This is a genomic window from Leptodesmis sp. (genome assembly GCF_052746595.1).
The window spans coordinates 1-16,418 of the sequence record NZ_JBRAGO010000099.1 but is presented as its reverse complement, the minus strand read 5'-3'; the positions used below and the strand labels follow the sequence as shown (position 1 = coordinate 16,418).

At 50.9% G+C, this 16,418-nt stretch carries 15 protein-coding genes, 1 tRNA gene and 1 pseudogene; 1 reads left to right on the top strand and 16 read right to left on the bottom strand.

Going from position 1 to position 16,418, the window contains the following annotated elements:
- Positions 1–148 precede the first annotated feature (148 nt).
- From ACUVQO_RS18410 to glyA, 9 genes are all read right to left on the bottom strand, one after another.
- Positions 149–220, bottom strand: a tRNA-Lys gene (locus ACUVQO_RS18410).
- A gap of 27 nt (positions 221–247) precedes the next feature.
- Positions 248–1,267 (bottom strand): aldo/keto reductase, encoded by a 1,020-nt coding sequence (locus ACUVQO_RS18405; RefSeq protein ID WP_445927289.1) that lies wholly within the window; start codon positions 1,265–1,267, stop codon positions 248–250.
- 36 nt (positions 1,268–1,303) lie between these two features.
- Positions 1,304–2,704: an AtzE family amidohydrolase gene (locus ACUVQO_RS18400; protein WP_445927288.1), complete on the bottom strand. Its 1,401-nt coding sequence runs from the start codon at positions 2,702–2,704 to the stop codon at positions 1,304–1,306.
- Between the two features lie 151 nt (positions 2,705–2,855).
- Positions 2,856–3,044, bottom strand: a complete 189-nt coding sequence (locus ACUVQO_RS18395) for a DUF4089 domain-containing protein (protein WP_445927287.1) — start codon at positions 3,042–3,044, stop codon at positions 2,856–2,858.
- Positions 3,041–3,448, bottom strand: a complete 408-nt coding sequence (locus ACUVQO_RS18390) for an allophanate hydrolase-related protein (RefSeq protein ID WP_445927286.1) — start codon at positions 3,446–3,448, stop codon at positions 3,041–3,043. Before ACUVQO_RS18390 ends, ACUVQO_RS18395 begins: the two co-directional genes overlap by 4 nt.
- Positions 3,449–3,680: 232 nt before the next feature.
- Positions 3,681–4,127, bottom strand: coding sequence for a type II 3-dehydroquinate dehydratase (gene aroQ, locus ACUVQO_RS18385; RefSeq protein ID WP_445927285.1), 447 nt, complete (start codon positions 4,125–4,127; stop codon positions 3,681–3,683).
- A 379-nt stretch (positions 4,128–4,506) separates the two neighbouring features.
- A complete protein-coding gene (locus ACUVQO_RS18380; RefSeq protein WP_445927284.1) occupies positions 4,507–5,769 on the bottom strand; it encodes a competence/damage-inducible protein A in 1,263 nt (420 codons plus the stop codon).
- A gap of 48 nt (positions 5,770–5,817) precedes the next feature.
- Positions 5,818–6,864 carry a glycosyltransferase family 4 protein gene (locus tag ACUVQO_RS18375; protein WP_445927283.1) on the bottom strand — a complete coding sequence of 349 codons (1,047 nt, stop codon included), beginning with the start codon at positions 6,862–6,864 and terminating at the stop codon, positions 5,818–5,820.
- A 640-nt stretch (positions 6,865–7,504) separates the two neighbouring features.
- Positions 7,505–8,788 (bottom strand): serine hydroxymethyltransferase, encoded by a 1,284-nt coding sequence (gene glyA, locus ACUVQO_RS18370; protein ID WP_445927282.1) that lies wholly within the window; start codon positions 8,786–8,788, stop codon positions 7,505–7,507.
- Positions 8,789–9,042: 254 nt separating this feature from the next.
- Here glyA and ACUVQO_RS18365 point away from each other — a divergent pair, with 254 nt between their 5' ends.
- Positions 9,043–9,240: a hypothetical protein gene (locus ACUVQO_RS18365; protein WP_233743166.1), complete on the top strand. Its 198-nt coding sequence runs from the start codon at positions 9,043–9,045 to the stop codon at positions 9,238–9,240.
- Here ACUVQO_RS18365 and purF read toward each other — a convergent pair.
- The 7 genes and pseudogenes from purF to ACUVQO_RS18330 all read right to left on the bottom strand — a co-directional run.
- Positions 9,237–10,772, bottom strand: coding sequence for an amidophosphoribosyltransferase (gene purF, locus ACUVQO_RS18360; RefSeq protein ID WP_445927281.1), 1,536 nt, complete (start codon positions 10,770–10,772; stop codon positions 9,237–9,239). The genes ACUVQO_RS18365 and purF overlap by 4 nt on opposite strands.
- Positions 10,773–10,955: 183 nt before the next feature.
- Complete coding sequence (gene purL, locus ACUVQO_RS18355) at positions 10,956–13,475, bottom strand: phosphoribosylformylglycinamidine synthase subunit PurL (protein WP_445927280.1); 2,520 nt, start codon at positions 13,473–13,475, stop codon at positions 10,956–10,958.
- A 698-nt stretch (positions 13,476–14,173) separates the two neighbouring features.
- A complete protein-coding gene (locus ACUVQO_RS18350) occupies positions 14,174–15,049 on the bottom strand; it encodes a 2-hydroxy-3-oxopropionate reductase (RefSeq protein WP_445927279.1) in 876 nt (291 codons plus the stop codon).
- A 74-nt stretch (positions 15,050–15,123) separates the two neighbouring features.
- Complete coding sequence (locus ACUVQO_RS18345) at positions 15,124–15,510, bottom strand: hypothetical protein (RefSeq protein ID WP_445927278.1); 387 nt, start codon at positions 15,508–15,510, stop codon at positions 15,124–15,126.
- Between the two features lie 6 nt (positions 15,511–15,516).
- Complete coding sequence (locus ACUVQO_RS18340; RefSeq protein WP_445927277.1) at positions 15,517–15,795, bottom strand: hypothetical protein; 279 nt, start codon at positions 15,793–15,795, stop codon at positions 15,517–15,519.
- A 71-nt stretch (positions 15,796–15,866) separates the two neighbouring features.
- On the bottom strand, positions 15,867–16,100 hold the full coding sequence (locus ACUVQO_RS18335; RefSeq protein ID WP_445927276.1) for a hypothetical protein: 234 nt from the start codon (positions 16,098–16,100) through the stop codon (positions 15,867–15,869).
- 202 nt (positions 16,101–16,302) lie between these two features.
- Positions 16,303–16,418, bottom strand: a pseudogene (locus ACUVQO_RS18330) (photosystem II q(b) protein); the annotation flags it as partial.

The following is a 16,418-nucleotide window of genomic DNA, read 5'->3' as shown; positions in this document are numbered from 1 at the left end:
TACATCAAAGCCCTTTAATTGTCCCATTAAAACACTCGATCGCTCTCTATTAGGACTAGCCTCACCAGATCCAGGGCAATAACCGATTACTGTATAGCCAAACTTCACCCGCAGAGGTAATTTTAGAAATCCTTATCAGCAAAAATCATGGGTGACCTGGGATTCGAACCCAGAGCCAGCGGATTAAGAGTCCGATGCGCTACCGTTGCGCTAGTCACCCTCAAAGCTTAATAATTATAGCATCTCCCTATCGCCTGTATTCATCTCCACAATCACCAATCATCTGAAACAGGTTGCGAGATTCACGGGTCACAGCTTCTAATTGAACACGATCGTCCTCATCCAGGTTAAGTCCAAACACTCTAGCATTATCGACAATGTGTTCTGACACACCTAGACGAACACCGACAATCACCCCTCCCACTGCAGGTTGATCCAGAATGAACCGAACGGCGACATTGGCAATGCTGACTGAGTGTTTCTGGGCGATCGCATGCAGCGTTTGCAACAACTCCTGAAATAAATTCCAGCCCCCCCAGGCACTGATCATCTGGTGATACTTACGTTGCGAGGCGGTATTTAACTCCCAGCGTCCCGGTTCCTGCACACCCAGATACTTTTCAGACAGTAAGCCACCGCAAACCGTGCCATAAGCGAATAGTTTGATATTGTGCTGCTGGCAAAAAGCGGCCATTGCCACTTCTGGACGGCGATCGACCAGCGAATACTGCACCTGATTGGACACAATCTGAATTCCGTGATCCAGGATGATTTTCAGATGTTCAGTATCAAAGTTGGTCAGGGCCAGATGCTTGATTTTGCCTTCCTGCTGTAACTCAGCCATATATTTGAGAGCATCCAGATAACCCGGATCGCGGTACTCCCACCAGTGAAATTGCAGTAGATCTAGGGCAGGTACATCCATCCGGCGCAGGGAAATATTAATGTTGTCCTCGACAATCTGGCGAGTCATTTTGCCAGGACGGGGTACCCACTTGGTAAACGCCTGAATCTTTGACAGACTCTCTACTCCGCGAGTCGCCTGCAGCTGTCGCCGGAATTCGCCAATGAAGTCTTCCGCAGGGCCATAGTGGTCGGCTAAATCCCAGGTGGTAAATCCAGCATCTACATAGTGGAACATACTGGCGATCGCGGCCTGGGGATCGATCCTGCCATGACCACCGGAGACCTGCCACATACCATTCAGAATCCGGCAAATGGTCAGGTCAGGAGTGAAGGAGAGGTAAGCGGAGGAGGGGAGGGACATGGGAAGAGGCAGTAGGGAAAAGTTCAGCGTTAAGAGTTAAGAGTTAGGGATGACCGGGACGGGAGCAGAGGCAATGCCGTGAGCTTCCAGGAAAGCGGCAACTCTCAGGACAGAGGCTTCCTGATAGGGCGCACCAATAACTTGAACACCTAGCGGGAGGTATCCGGGGCGGTGCAGGGGGATGGAAACAATGGGTAGGCCAATGAACGAAAGCGGTTGAGTAAATAATCCTACATTGGGACGCACCAGCATTTCTACACCGTCCAATACCCAGGTCGTTTGACCAATCAATGGAGCCACACAGGGAACGGTGGGAGCCAGAATGATATCGACCTGGGTAAACAGTTCCCGTACCCGATCGCGATACCACTGGCGGAAACGTTGGGCTTGTAAGTACCAGTTGGCGGGAATTAGCGCACCTGCCAGGAAGCGATCGCGAGTCGCCGGATCAAAATCTTGGGGCCGCTGCCGTAAGTCTTGCAAATGTAGATTGCTCCCTTCACAGGCGGTAATGATAAATGCGGCGGCTCTGGCTCGGTGGGCTTCTGGGATTGTAATAGTTTGTTTGGCTGCCAGAGCATCGGCTACCCTGGCGACTGTTTCAAAAGCTTCTGGCTCTCCCCCTTGGGCAAAGTATCCATCTGCTACTGCAATTCGTAGTCCGTCGATCCCTTTGGTCAATTCTGGCAGGCAGGGAACTGGGGGACGAGTAGTGCAGACGGGATCAGCGGGATCATGACCCTGCAAAAGGTCAAAGATTAAGGCCAGATCTCGCACCGATCGGGTAAACGGCCCCAGATGATCCAGGCTACCAACGAAAGGATAAGTGCCGGCACGGGACAGTCGTCCATAGGTGGGTTTCAGGCCAAAAATGCCACAGAGCGCGGCAGGCACTCGGATCGATCCATTGGTATCTGATCCCAAGGAAAAAGGCACCATGCCTGCCGCCACCGATGCTACAGAACCGCCAGAAGAGCCACCTGTGATCCGATGCAAATCATGGGGATTACGACTTGGCCCATAGTGACTGTTTTCCGTGACAAAGCCATAGGCATACTCATCCATATTCTGTGCCCCCACCAAAATCGCCCCAGCCTGTTTGAGCCGGGTGATCAGCGTGGCATCCTGAGTCGCCGGAGGACGATCGCGGTTAATTTTGGAGCCTGCCAGCGTGACAACTCCTGCAATATCAAATAAATCTTTCACACCAAAGGGCACTCCCGCCAGTGGGCCGGGATCCTGACCTTGCGCGATCGCCTGATCCACCGCTTCAGCATCGGCCAGGGCACGATCGGCCAGGATCGTAGTAAAGCAATTGAGGCGGGGGTTGTATTCTCCAATCCGAGCTAACGCCGCCGCGACAACTGATTTGGCCGATACTTCTCGACCCCGTACACTTTCGGCAATGCTGGTAGCGTCTGGAAAAGGGTTAGCCATATCTATTTTGGATTTTGGATTTGTGATTTTGGATTGGCAGGGGGGATATTAGGGATCAGAGATCGGGGATGAGGGAGCAGGAATTAGGAATTGGAGATCGGACATTCAATTTGAAGCCTTCTGCCTTCTGCCCTCTGTCTTCTGCCTTTTCTTAGAGTTCAAAGACAGGGGCAATTTCTGTGTCTTCGGGGAGGGGAAAGTCCATAACGAGTTGAGCGACTATCTGGATGCGCTCAAAGTTCTCAACGACGCCGTGATGATACTCCGGAGGAATAGGTAGGCCAACGACTGCAGCGGCCTGATCGATATATTCTGCAGCACTAGGGATGGGTTCAGTCATGCAACCTCCTTGCCTGATTCAGGAAGACAATTTGCGATATGAGCCCGCCATCCACCCCAAACTGTAATGTCTTTCTGCCCCTCACATAAGAGGGCTTCTCCTAATACCCCCAACACTTCTTCCCCCGTAGAGAGACGCACTTTACCAATGCCAAGGCCAGGTGGTTCCAACAACAGCAAGGTTGCGATCCCAGCCGCTGGAACAGACCAGATTTCCACAGCGATCGCACGTCCTCCAGTAGCTACTCGCTGCATGGCTGGATGGCGATCGGCAATCGACCAGAGGCGATAATTTGGCTCGGTGTGTGCCTCGCGAACAAATTTGGCACCAACTAGATGCATATTGCCATTCAGTTCCAGGCCACGCATCAGAGTGCCATTGACGGCCAATTCAACAAATTCCATGGTGCCAGACAGTATAGGGGAATACAGGTTAGTAAAAAAGCAGACGAAGTTCTTCTCATTACACAACATTTCGCCCATCTAAAAAACTAAACCTTGTCCAAGTCCAGAACCGTAGTTTCTCTGATCGGAAAACGACCGTTCTCTAGCTGGACTTGGTTGAAAACCTTCCCTACAAGAGAGCCTGGGGCATCACTTCTGCTCTCAGCCCTCAGCCTTAGACAGCCATCAATTTCTATATTCCAGTTACCTGAAGATGATGAACTAAGGCTTGTAATCCCAGATAGTAACTCTCAGCGCCAAAGCCACTAATCTGCCCGATCGCAATAGGGGCAATGTAAGAGTGGTGACGGAACTGTTCACGACGATAGATATTGCTGAGATGAACTTCAACCGTAGGGATGTTCACAGCGGCGATCGCATCCCGGATCGCAATACTGGTATGGGTATAAGCGCCAGCATTAATTAATAAACCTTGCTGGGTACCCCAGGCAGAATGAATCGCATCAACCAGAGCACCTTCAGAATTAGCTTGTAAGCACATTACTTCAGCCCCCAAAGAAGTTGCTGCCGTTTGCAACTTCTGATTAATCTCAGCCAATGTCACTGAACCGTAAATGCCGGGTTCGCGCATTCCCAACAGATTCAGGTTTGGCCCGTGTAAAACCAAAATCTTGATCAACTCTACGATCTCTCAAACAAACCGGAGCGAGTTAACGGCGCTGAGGGTCGTTCACCGGAATTGGAATCGGCTCGGGATCTGGTTGGTGTTCTGGCCCTAGCAATGCTTCAATCAGTCTGCGAGCCCATTCCTTAAGTTTATCGAGCACCTTTTCCAGGTAATCCATTGAACAAAAGCTCCTTAACCACAGCTTGGCCTCAACCACCCAAGTCTTGATTTTAAACTCCGGTATGAGTCCAGGGTCTGATTACATATAGCAATTGTACCCAATTTATTTCGTAAGGACATAGGGGAGGGAAGATCTGTTTAAACTTTATCCGAAAGATTACTGAAGGGGGGGAGGGGAGCTAAGCTTTGAGTTGTGAGTTGAACTGAGAATTTAAAACTGAGAACTTTCATCCAGGAGCGATCGCCGCAGGTGATCCAGAGCAGTACAGGCACTCAGGTGGCGAACCCATTCCCGTCCCTGGCTGGCTCCAAAACGATGTTCATAACTCTGCACACCGTTGGCTCCAGCCAACCCAATGTAAACCAGGCCAACTGGTTTTTCTGCACTGCCTCCTGTAGGGCCAGCAATTCCAGTAATGCTGAGTCCCCAGGTGGTGTTAAGGCGATCGCGTACCCCTGCGGCCATCTGTTGAGCCACAGTGTGGCTGACGGCTCCCTGGTCTGCCAAGTCCTGGGGATTAACACCTAATAGCCGGACTTTGACTGAGTTGTCGTAGGAAATGACACCTCCCCAGAAATAGCTGGAACTTCCCGATATTTGTGTCAGCATGGCCCCCAAGCCACCTCCCGTACAGGATTCAGCGACAGCAAGAGTGGCTCCCTTCGTTTGCAGTAATTCTCCTACAACCGAGGCCAAACTATCCTCATCGGCTCCATAACAATCCAATCCCCCAACTTCCCGGAGTTGTTGCTCAACGGGCGTGATTAGGTCCTGGGCAGCGGTTTCCGAGTCGGCGAGGGCCGTAATCCGCAGTTTTACTTCTCCCAAATTGGCATAGGGAGCCACAGTAGGATTTTGCAAATCAAAAAAGGGCTGCACCTTTTCAGCCAGGACAGACTCGGAAATCCCCCAAAATTTCAGCAAACGGCTGTACACTGTGCTGGTCACCCAACCCTGTGCCTTCAGGTAGGGAATCGCAACTTCCTGCCACATCACTTTCAATTCAGCAGGCACACCGGGGAAGGTGAGAATCGTGACATCCGATCGCGGCTGCCAGATGATTCCCGGAGCACTACCTCTTGGATTTGTTAACACCTGAGCACCTTCTGGCAAGAGCGCCTGCTTCCGGTTATTGGGGGTCATAGTGCGTCCCCTGCCGACAAATTTGCGGGCAATGTCCTCCAGGATCTCTGGATGTTCGACCAGCGGCACCCCAAAACAGTCAGCCAGCGTGGCATGGGTCAGGTCATCAGGAGTTGGCCCCAACCCCCCTGTGAAGATCAGCAGTTGGGCACGATCGCAAGCCGTTCTGACCACCCGCTGAATCCGCTCCGGATTATCTCCTACCACCGATTGATAGTAATGAGCAATCCCCAGCCGCGCTAACTCCTGTGCCAAAAACTGGGCATTCGTATTCAGAATATCGCCCAGCAGTAACTCCGTTCCAACACAAATAATCTCAGCACTCTTCACACTTCACTGTCCACTCATCCCTAAGTCCTAATCCCTAATTTCTATCCTCTACTGCTTCGCCGTTTTCCAGACCTGCCAACTGGTAAAGCTTAAAAGCAACGTGGCACCGAAGGCATATCCCCAGCCACTGGGCATATTAGAAACAGCAAGAGCCAGCGTTCCGGCCCACAAGGTCAGAGAATAGATAAACAGAACAGCCAGTCGTTGCGATAATCCGGCCTGTAGCAAACGGTGATGTAAATGGCGTTTGTCGGCCTTGAAGGGGGATTGACCACGACGCAGACGAGCCACCACAACAGTGAAGATATCCAGAATGGGCACTGCCAGAATCAGATAAGGGAGCAGGACGGCTACGGTTGTGACCGCTTTCACCAATCCAATAATGCCGACTCCGGCTAACGTGAAGCCAATAAAATAAGCACCTCCGTCTCCCATAAAGATTTGAGCCGGATTGAAGTTGTACCGTAAAAAGCCGAGACAGGCACCAGCCAGGGCGGCAGCAATCAAAGCCGCGGCTGGCTGGTTCATAAACAGAGCCACAATCAGCATCACAGTAGCTGCGATGCCAGCCACCCCCGCTGCTAACCCATCTAAACCATCGATCATGTTAATGGCATTAGCCATTCCCACTAGCCAGATGACGGTAATTGGCAAACTGATCCAGTCATGCAATTGAACTAAGCCGACATAGGGCATGGTTAAAAATTCAATTTGCACTCCTGCCTGCCAGACCAGGGCCGCGACTGTTAGCTGGGCTACTAGCCGGGTAATAGCTGGTAATGTTAATAGATCGTCTGCCAGCCCAATGAGAAAGAAGGCAATCCCGCCAATGGCCACCCCCCAGATTTCATACTCTTTTTGGGGAGTTTGAATGCCAAATCCGCCCAACCACCAGACCACCAGCAACGAAACTAAGGCTCCAGCAAAAATGGCCACCCCACCTAACCGCACCATGGGACGACGATGAATTTTCCGCCCACCCGGTCGATCAACGAGTCTCCATTTGAGGCCAAACTTTTTCACTTGGGGCGTGGCCCAAAGGACAACCAGTGTGGCAACGAGAAAAGCAGTGAGGTGGTACCAGTATTGAGTCATCGGTAAGGGGGTAGGACAACTGACAGGAAGAGTCTACTTCATTTCAGCCGATCGTTAGCAAATAATTGTGAATGAAAGCTAGATTTTATTAGCTAGTCTTATTTGAGAAAATGTTTGAGAAGTTCTCTTGCTGGTAACAAAACGGTCTAGATCCCCCTGAATCCCCCCTGAAAAGGAGGACTTTGAGACCCGTTTCCCCCTTTCTAAGGGGGACTAAGGGGGATCAACGGGTGCCTTTCGTTACAACAAGTGACTTTTCAAACACCTTTTAAGACAATCGGGTTGAGCACACTGCCGTTTCGGAAAAAACTAGCAATTTTGGACTCAAGTTTTAAATCTTAAACCAAGGTCAGCTAGAGGGCGGTCGTTTTCCCATCAGAGAAACTCCGATTTTGGCTTTAGACAAGGTTGAAAATAATCTCAAACTTTTATCTGATCAAAATTATCAGATCAAGATTCATCATCTTACAAAAATAGGCACAGGTGTCCTTCCCCCAAGGGAAACATTTCCTGTGCCTCGAATGAATTGAATTTTCGCAGGTTGGGGCACAGCATGAAGCCCATTGTCTCCAGGACGTTGGGTTTTGTCCCTCAACCCGACCTACACAAATTATTTAGTCCCTTGTCCTTCAGGCGGCTTTTAGGCCAGTGCCGGAACAGGGATAGTGAGGTGAGGATAGAGGGGAAAGCGATCGCACAGATCTGCCACCCGCCGCCGACAATCCTGAGCAACAGACTCATCCTCTGGATGCAACAGGCGATCGGCAATAATGTTGGCGATTTCGGTAAACTCCGTCGCTCCCATACCCCGTGTAGTCATGGCTGGCGTTCCTAGGCGCAAGCCGCTGGTGACAAAGGGAGATTCGGGATCAAAGGGAACCGTATTTTTGTTGGCCGTAATATTGACTCCGCTGACAAGCTGATCGGCTACTTTGCCCGTCATGCTGATCGATCGCAGATCCACCAGCATCAGGTGATTATCGGTTCCGCCAGAGACAATCTTGAAGCCCCGTACCTGGAGTTGATTTGCCATCGCACGGGCATTCTCAATCACCTGGGCAGAATAGGTTTTGAATTCCGGCTTCAAAGCTTCTCCAAAGGCAACTGCCTTAGCTGCGATCACATGCTCCAGAGGGCCGCCTTGCGTTCCGGGGAAGACCGCTTTATCCAGTTTTTTACCCAGTTCTGGATCCTGGGTCATGATTAGGCCACCTCTTGGCCCCCGCAAGGTCTTGTGAGTGGTCGTGGTGACGACATGGCAGTGGGGCAGAGGATTGGGATGATGACCGGTAGCGACCAGTCCGGCAATATGGGCAATGTCCGCCAGCAAGTAAGCGCCGACTTCATCTGCGATCGCCCGGAATTTATCAAATTGGATGATGCGGGGATAGGCCGAGTAGCCACAGATGATTAGCTTGGGACGGTGCTGTAAGGCCAGTTCCCGTACCTGGTCATAGTCCAGTTGCTCGGTTTCCGGGCTGACCCCATAGTGCTGCACCTTGAACCATTTGCCAGACACATTCACGGGTGAACCGTGAGTCAGGTGGCCTCCGTGAGACAGATCCATGCCCATGATCGTGTCTCCAGGTTCGAGCAGGCTGAGGAAGACGGCAAAATTGGCTTGAGCACCGGAGTGGGGTTGCACGTTGGCATGGGCGGCTCCAAAGAGTTGTTTCGCCCGATCGATCGCCAGTTGCTCGGCCTGATCGATATATTCGCAGCCACCGTAATAGCGCTTACCGGGCAAACCTTCAGCATATTTGTTAGTCAGCACCGACCCTTGAGCCACCAGCACTGCCGCAGAGGTAAAGTTTTCGCTGGCTATTAGCTCCAGGTGATCCCGTTGCCGCTGCAATTCATGACTGATGATATTGGCGATCGCTGGATCGGATTGGGCAAGAAAGTCTAGGTTAGTCTGAGTCACGGATGAACCTCTAAGCAAACATTTCAAGCAAAAACAACTATCAGGTCAATTATCAGGTCAGTAAATCTCTATACTCTATTATCGGATCTTGTTATGACAATCAGAGTTGGTCATGCTTGCAACTCCTCATTTCCCGAGAAGTAAAACACGACACTGTCTGGTCTGTTGACTACATTACACTGTGTAAGAGCGATCTCCGCTCATCAAATTCCTGCCATACAATGAAGGCAAAGGTTATACACGGGAGGTGCTGTATGCTTGTCATCCTGATGGATAATCAGCTAATTTCCCCAGGGCAAGTTTGCCAGACCTGTTTGATGGCCGATCAAAGTGGTCAACCTCGCTGGTCTGGGGGTCGTCTGCGCTGTGGTCGTGCCCTCCAGAAATTTAACGATCAGGATCCAGACCAATTTGAATGCCAGATGGGCTTTCGGATCGCCAATATTCATTAAACTGGGGTCACGGTTTCCAGGGCGGGACGCTTCGTTTCCAGCATCAATTTCGATCGCTTCAGAGGCTCAGGAATGCTGACTGGATAATCTCCAGTGAAACAGGCTGAACAGAAATGCTCTGGATTATCCTGAGTTGCCTGTAGCATCCCTGACCAACTCAGATAGCTGAGAGAGTCCACTTCAATCTGTGCTGCAATTTCTTGTACCGACTTGGTAGCTGCGATCAGGTGATCCTGGCTATCGGTGTCAATGCCGTAGAAACAGGGATGAGTGACGGGCGGAGAAGAAATCCGCATATGGACTTCGATCGCGCCCGCATCCCGTAAGGCTTTCACAATTTTGCGGCTGGTGGTACCCCGAACGATCGAGTCATCCACAAGTACCACCCGTTTACCCGCCAGCACATCCTTTAGCGGGTTGAGCTTCATGCGAATGCCAGATTCCCGCATCACTTGAGTTGGTTGAATAAAGGTGCGCCCAACATAACGGTTTTTGATCAACCCTTCGGCATAGGGAATCCCAGACGCTTGAGAATAGCCGATTGCCGCTGGCACGCCCGAATCGGGCACCGCAATCACAATATCCGCCTCTGCCGGAGATTCCATGGCCAGGATTCGGCCAATCCGCATCCGATAGGTATACAAACTTTCACTGTTCATCACACTATCAGGACGGGCAAAGTAGATCATTTCAAAGATACAGAGCTTGGGCTGAGGTTGAGTGATCCAGTGAAAGGATGCCAACCCTTCTGAGGTGATCCAAACCAGTTCTCCCGGTTCTACATCTCGCAAGTATTCGGCCCCAATGATATCCAGACCACAGGTTTCGGAAGCCAGCACATAGCGCAGGGGATCGGCAGAGTTAGTTTGCGGCAGGGTGCCAATTACCAAAGGTCGAATGCCATTGGGGTCGCGGGTGCCAATGATGCCCTCCGGTGTCCCGATCGCCAGACTAAAGGCTCCATGACAGCGGTGAAACGCACTGATCGCGCCTTCTAACCAGGATTTGCCACTATTGACTTCTTCCGCAATCGCAAACGCAATTAACTCGGAATCAGTGGTAGTCACCAGATTGTGATTGTTCTGCAGCAACTCTTCCCGTAGTTCGGGGGTATTTACCAGATTGCCGTTGTGAGCTAAGGCCAACGGTCCCAGACGGGTATCAACGACAGCAGGTTGAGCATTCACCACGCGACTGGAGCCTGTCGTGGAGTAACGAGTATGACCGATCGCCATTTCTCCTGGCAACTCGTTCAAAATCGTCTCATTAAACACCTGAGATACCAGTCCCATCTCCTTATAGAGATGCACCTGATTTCCCGTGAAGGTAGCAATACCTGCCGACTCCTGCCCCCGGTGCTGCAAGGCATATAAGCCGAAGTAAGTAAGCTTAGCAGCAGATTCCCCTGGTGCATACACGGCAAACACGCCACAGGCTTCTTCTGGCTTGTCTGGCCGATCCGAAACTACTCCTGATAGGACATTAAACCGATCAGGAGAGCCATCCTCAACGGGAAAGTCAATGGGCATCATCTTTAGGTTTGCTCCAAAGTATTGATACAGCAGAGAATCAATAGGTCAGGCCGTAACGTTAAGAAACATTACTTATGCTTTGCTTAATCTTCTCATTACTTGTGGTTACATCCTAGCAATCACAGATTTATTCCTGGATTTCTTTCTGATGAACAGAACGTAGGGATTTACGACCTTGCATTTTCAGGCCATCAAGCGGTGTTCGATCGCGGTGTTCCAGCGATCGCTGATCGTCGGTATATTCAAATGAATTAAGGACAGATTATCTTCTGTTGAAATTGTTAACTCTCCCCACCAGCGGCCAACACTTCCCAAGGACTGCCAATAGCCGGCTAAATGGTTCTGCAAATAAGCCTCCCAGTCAGCTTGGTGAGCCGCCGCAACAGACACGATAATGCGGGCACCGCCTTCGGCAAATAGGAGATGATCCCAACGGTGGGAATTTTGGATTTTGGACTTTGGATTTTGGATTAGTGCTTGCGCTGCCGTCTCCCGCTCCCTGATCCCTGATTCCTGATCTCTAATCTCCAGCTTAATCTCTGCTCCATAACCGCCACTGATGCAACACTCGGCCAGGGCTACGGCAAGTCCTCCTTCACTGCAATCGTGGGCTGAGCGAATCCAGCCCTGTTGGATGCCTGCTCGACAAACCGACTGTACCTGGCGCTCCAGTGCAAAATCAATGGCAGGGGGCAAACCTGCGATCGTGTGGTGAATAGTAGCCAGATATTCAGAGCCACCGAGGGTGAGAAGTTTTGAGTTTTGAGAATTTTGTAACTGAGAGCTCAAACCTGAGAACTCAAACCTTCCTACTCCGATGCCCAATAAATAAATGCGATCGCCTTCGGCCTGCCAGCCTTGACCACAAATTTTCGACAGATCGGGAATCAGGCCAACCATACCAACGACAGGAGTCGGGTAGATCGGTTGAGGAGTGCCGTCAGCATCTAGGGTTTCGTTGTAGAGGGAAACGTTGCCTCCGGTGACAGGAGTACTGAATTCCTGACAGGCTTCTGCTAAGCCTCGGCAAGCTTCGGCCAGTTGCCAGTAGCCGATCGGCTTTTCCGGGCTACCAAAGTTAAGGTTATCCGTCACAGCTAACGGTTCGGCACCGACACAACTTAAATTCCGCGCCGCTTCCGCAACAGCGGCTTTGGCTCCTTCGTAGGGGTGCAGGTAAACGTAGCGGGAATTGCAATCCACAGTGGCAGCTATGCCGGAGGAAGGGGTTGGGGACTGGGGATTAGAGATCAGGGCAACGAGATCGTTGGATTCTGAATTTTGAATTGCCAGTGGACGCAGGCGAACGATCGCGGCATCGGCTCCCCCCGGTAGCATCACGGTGTTGTTCTGTACCTGATGGTCGTATTGGCGATAAACCCAGTGTTTGGAGGCGATCGTGGGCGTACTCAGTAAGGCCAGCAAAACCTCATTCCAGCTACACAAACGGTGGTATGAATTCTCCAGATCAGATACCTCGATCCCTTCCGGGGTGCAGGGAGGCAGGCGATCGTCTGTCCACTCCCAGGCTTGACGGGCATACTCAGGAGGTTCAGCTAGCAATTCCCGGTGGTAAATGGGGGTGTTGTCAGCTAGGGCAGTGGCAGGAATTTCAGCGGCGATCGCGCCTTTGAACAGAATGCGAACGATTGGCTCGGCAATTACGGTTCCAGCGACAACTGCGTGCAACCCCCAGCGTTCAAAAATATCGATCAGTTCCTGCTCTCGGCCTTTTTCAGCGATAAACAACATGCGTTCCTGGGATTCAGACAACAGGTACTCATAGGGCACCATTCCAGTTTCTCGCACCGGAATTTTGTCTAAATCCAGTTCGATGCCAACCCCCCCTTTGGCAGCCATCTCGGAAGTAGAGCAGGTAATCCCAGCAGCACCCATATCCTGAGCAGCAACCACGGCCCCCGTTTTAAAGGCTTCCAGGCAGGCTTCAATCAGCGATTTTTCCAGGAAGGGATCACCAACCTGTACAGCGGGGCGATCGTCCAGCGATTCGTCGCTCAACTCTGCACTGGCAAAGCTGGCTCCCCCCATCCCATCTCGTCCTGTCGTAGAACCCACATAGAGAACGGGGTTGCCAATCCCTTTAGCGCCAGATTTGACAATTTCTGGGGTTTCCATCAATCCCAGAGCCATTACATTCACCAGGGGATTGCCGGAATAGGCCGGGTCAAAGTAGACTTCACCCCCCACCGTTGGCACTCCCACACAGTTCCCATAATGGGCAATGCCTGCGACCACTCCATTTACCAGACGACGAGTGCGGGGATCATCCAGGGAACCGAAACGCAGGGAATTGAGCAGGGCGATCGGGCGGGCACCCATGGTAAAAATATCGCGGAGAATGCCACCCACTCCTGTAGCGGCTCCCTGAAAGGGTTCAACGGCAGATGGGTGATTATGGGATTCAATTTTGAAGGCCAATCGCAGGCCATTCCCCACATCCACGACACCCGCATTTTCTCCTGGCCCCACCAGAATGCGCGGCCCCTGAGTGGGAAACTGTTTTAGCAGGGGGCGAGAGTTTTTATAGCAACAATGCTCTGACCACATCACCCCAAACATCCCTAACTCTGCCTGGTTGGGATGCCGTCCGAGACGATGTACAATTTCTTCGTATTCCTCCGGCTTGATGCCTTCTGCCGCGATCGTTTCGTCAGAAAAGGGAGCAGAGGAGAAAGCTGACATAGGGCAATCCAGTAAAAAGAGGAATTCAGGCTTACGCCACAAACACGCTCTATTGTATCGGTATTTTTCCAGTTGATTTTTCTAGTTAAGAAAGTTTCTGCAATAGGCTCTACCAGTGAAAACTAAGATGATGTTTGAGTACATCCCAGGGTGTGCAGTACCAGTAATCAATGTAAGAGGCAACCAATCTCTGATCGTTGAGAGTCAGTTCGCTTCAGCCACTGATGAAAATCGATCGCTTCCAGACCAAGTATCTCCTAGGAATACAGCAGCACGTCCTTCACAGGTAGCGGCGTAAAAGAGAGCGTAACGTACAGAAATTCCCTGAACCCCTGCAACACCTAAAGAATGTAGCGCTTGACAGCTCCCCAATTGCCTTCCAGTTTCATCAGGGCATCTAGTTGTGCCTCCTCAGAGATTGGGCTGTATAGAAAAGAGGATCATGCCCCAACTCCAGATCAAAGCTATCAGACAGCGAGCGAGCCAGATTCGTACTCAGGAAGAGGGTTTTATACCCAGTTCGGCACATCACAGACCAGTGGCTACGGTAACAGAGGTTTTCCCGACACCTCCCTTACCTGTCATCAAAATTACACATGTGCGATCATCCCTTCTTGAGAATTAGTTACATTTTTTACTTCAAAGCAGTTACTGGCACCCTGGCAGAGAAGGTCTTGATCTCAATTCAATCGCTTTAATCAAAGTCCTGCTAGAAGTTCATACAGGGTGATCAGGGCAGAATTGTCCAGATTGCCTTTACCCTGAGCCAACATAGCATTCATTAATTCTGTGACTTGGGCAGATCCCAGCAGGGGTAAATTTAGCTCCTTGGCTGTCTGCAGCACGATGTTCATATCCTTCCGGTGCAACTCCAACGTAAAGCCCGCTTGAAAGGAATGGTCTAGCATGCGCTGACCGTGAACTTCTAGCACCCGGCTTTGGGCAAATCCTCCCAGCAGAGCGGCTCGAACTTTAGCTGGATCCACACCCGATTTTTGGGCCAGGGTGAGGGCTTCAGCTACAGCCTGAACAGCCATCGCCACGACAAGCTGATTACAGGCTTTTGTCACCTGTCCGGCTCCGGCCTCCCCAACATACACAATGTTTTTACCCATTGCTTGCAGAATCGGCAGCGATCGCTGAAAGGTGGCCTTATCTCCCCCCACCATAATTGACAGCGTACCCTGTTGAGCACCAATGTCACCTCCAGAAACAGGTGCATCCAGGGCTTCTACACTGTTGGCCTGCAACCTGTCATAAATTCGACGGGCTGTAGCAGGGGCGATCGTGGAATGGTCGATATACAACATCCCAGGCCGAGCGCCAGCCAGAATGCCGTTCTCACCTAAAACAACGGCTTCCACATCCGGGGAATCGGGCAAGCAGGTCAGTACTACATGACTGCGTTGAGCAACCTGTGCAGGTGATTCGGCCAGCATTGCCCCAGCCGTTGCCAACTCTTCCATTGCACTCCGACTGCGATTAAACACCGTGAGGGAATAGCCCGCTTTGAGCAAATTTTTTGCCATTGGCTTGCCCATAATCCCCAAACCGATGAATCCAAGCTGTTGCATGGGTGGTTAATCCTAAATCACCAAGTCTGACTGTAGCGCGATCGTGCTCTCATCTCATCCATAAGCCAATTTATTCAGCCTATCCTAAATTGCATCGATACTCCACGCAGGCCAGGTGGATGCCGTTTCAAATAATCCTGAATCAGGTTTTCAAACGCCTCAAAATAGGTGAATGCTTCTGCTAATTCCTCCCAAGTTGGGGTTTTCTGAAAATGAATTCCTTTTTGTTTCGCTGCATTCCGGCAGGCATGGTGAGATCCGTAGCGCTGTCTTAATTCTTCCTTATTCATGGGGGTGGTAGGGGGAAGTGCCGCAATCTCAACAGAGTCCCCAGAAGTCTGCTGCTCCAGTTGACTGACTGCCACCTGAGCCACCGTAAAAATTGCAGCCGCATTCTGCAAATCTGCCTCTTGATTAGCTTGCAGTTGATCTAGCAACTGAGTTATCCGTCTTCTACCCATAACGTCTTACCAATCCCGCTCCGAGCGTTGAACAGAAGCCGGATCCGTATACATTTGCGGGTTGTTACGGCGATCTTCATCTGTAGGCGTGGGAGCAGAATCCGGCAACGTACTAGAATTTTCTGGCAGGTCATCTCCGTATTCCTCTCGCCACCAAAGGACTAATGCTTTTAAGGCTTGCCAAAATCTACTAAAACGGCCAGGAATTGCCATGACTCCCATTGCATTATTCACATCCCCCACGTCGGAGAATGCTTGGGAGAGTTGATCCATCCGATTGGTCATGACTTGCAGTTCGCGATTCAACTCAGTAATAACGGCTTGCTGGCTCTGAGCAAGTTGTTGTTTCTCCCGGTTTAACTGGTTGATGGCTGCTTGTAATCGCGTAGATCTGACTTAAGAGCAAGTGTCATTTGCTTATGTTCTTCATTGCGACGAATGAGTTGCGATCGGCTACGATTCGTAAAGATTAAGCAATCTCGCATCTCTACATAAATTTGTTCAGCTTCAGATGGTTCGAGAGAAGCAATAGTTTTAGGAAAATCGGTGGCAGACCGAAAGCGATCGCCAGGAGATTTTTGAGCAGCCATTTCCGTATCTCAAATCAGCAAGTTGGTAGTTAGAGTGGGCAGCAAATCGTGGTGAGAAACAGCAAATACCCACATCTTTAGTTTGGCATGAGGCTCTATTTACGATCCGTCCTTTACCGATTCATTAATATTTTTATGTTTATGGCAAAAGCGCTCTCTTCCTAAATAGGAGAAGAGCGCTTTTGAGTTTGTGCGGAGGTAATTAGCCGTTGATTGCTGGAGCCTGCAGAGCAATGGGGGTAGCTTCACCACTGGCCAGGTCAAGCGGGAAGTTGTGAGCATTGCGCTCGTGCATTACTTCCATCCCCAGATTCGCCC

Excerpts from the sequence above, each read along its gene's own strand:
- ACUVQO_RS18405 (WP_445927289.1), bottom strand. The coding sequence starts at position 1,267 with ATGTCCCTCCCCTCCTCCGCTTACCTCTCCTTCACTCCTGACCTGACC.
- ACUVQO_RS18400 (WP_445927288.1), bottom strand. The coding sequence starts at position 2,704 with ATGGCTAACCCTTTTCCAGACGCTACCAGCATTGCCGAAAGTGTACGG.
- ACUVQO_RS18395 (WP_445927287.1), bottom strand. The coding sequence starts at position 3,044 with ATGACTGAACCCATCCCTAGTGCTGCAGAATATATCGATCAGGCCGCT.
- ACUVQO_RS18390 (WP_445927286.1), bottom strand. The coding sequence starts at position 3,448 with ATGGAATTTGTTGAATTGGCCGTCAATGGCACTCTGATGCGTGGCCTG.
- ACUVQO_RS18375 (WP_445927283.1), bottom strand. The coding sequence starts at position 6,864 with ATGACTCAATACTGGTACCACCTCACTGCTTTTCTCGTTGCCACACTG.
- ACUVQO_RS18365 (WP_233743166.1), top strand. The coding sequence starts at position 9,043 with ATGCTTGTCATCCTGATGGATAATCAGCTAATTTCCCCAGGGCAAGTT.
- purF (WP_445927281.1), bottom strand. The coding sequence starts at position 10,772 with ATGATGCCCATTGACTTTCCCGTTGAGGATGGCTCTCCTGATCGGTTT.
- purL (WP_445927280.1), bottom strand. The coding sequence starts at position 13,475 with ATGTCAGCTTTCTCCTCTGCTCCCTTTTCTGACGAAACGATCGCGGCA.
- ACUVQO_RS18350 (WP_445927279.1), bottom strand. The coding sequence starts at position 15,049 with ATGCAACAGCTTGGATTCATCGGTTTGGGGATTATGGGCAAGCCAATG.
- ACUVQO_RS18345 (WP_445927278.1), bottom strand. The coding sequence starts at position 15,510 with ATGGGTAGAAGACGGATAACTCAGTTGCTAGATCAACTGCAAGCTAAT.
- ACUVQO_RS18340 (WP_445927277.1), bottom strand. The coding sequence starts at position 15,795 with ATGACCAATCGGATGGATCAACTCTCCCAAGCATTCTCCGACGTGGGG.
- ACUVQO_RS18335 (WP_445927276.1), bottom strand. The coding sequence starts at position 16,100 with ATGGCTGCTCAAAAATCTCCTGGCGATCGCTTTCGGTCTGCCACCGAT.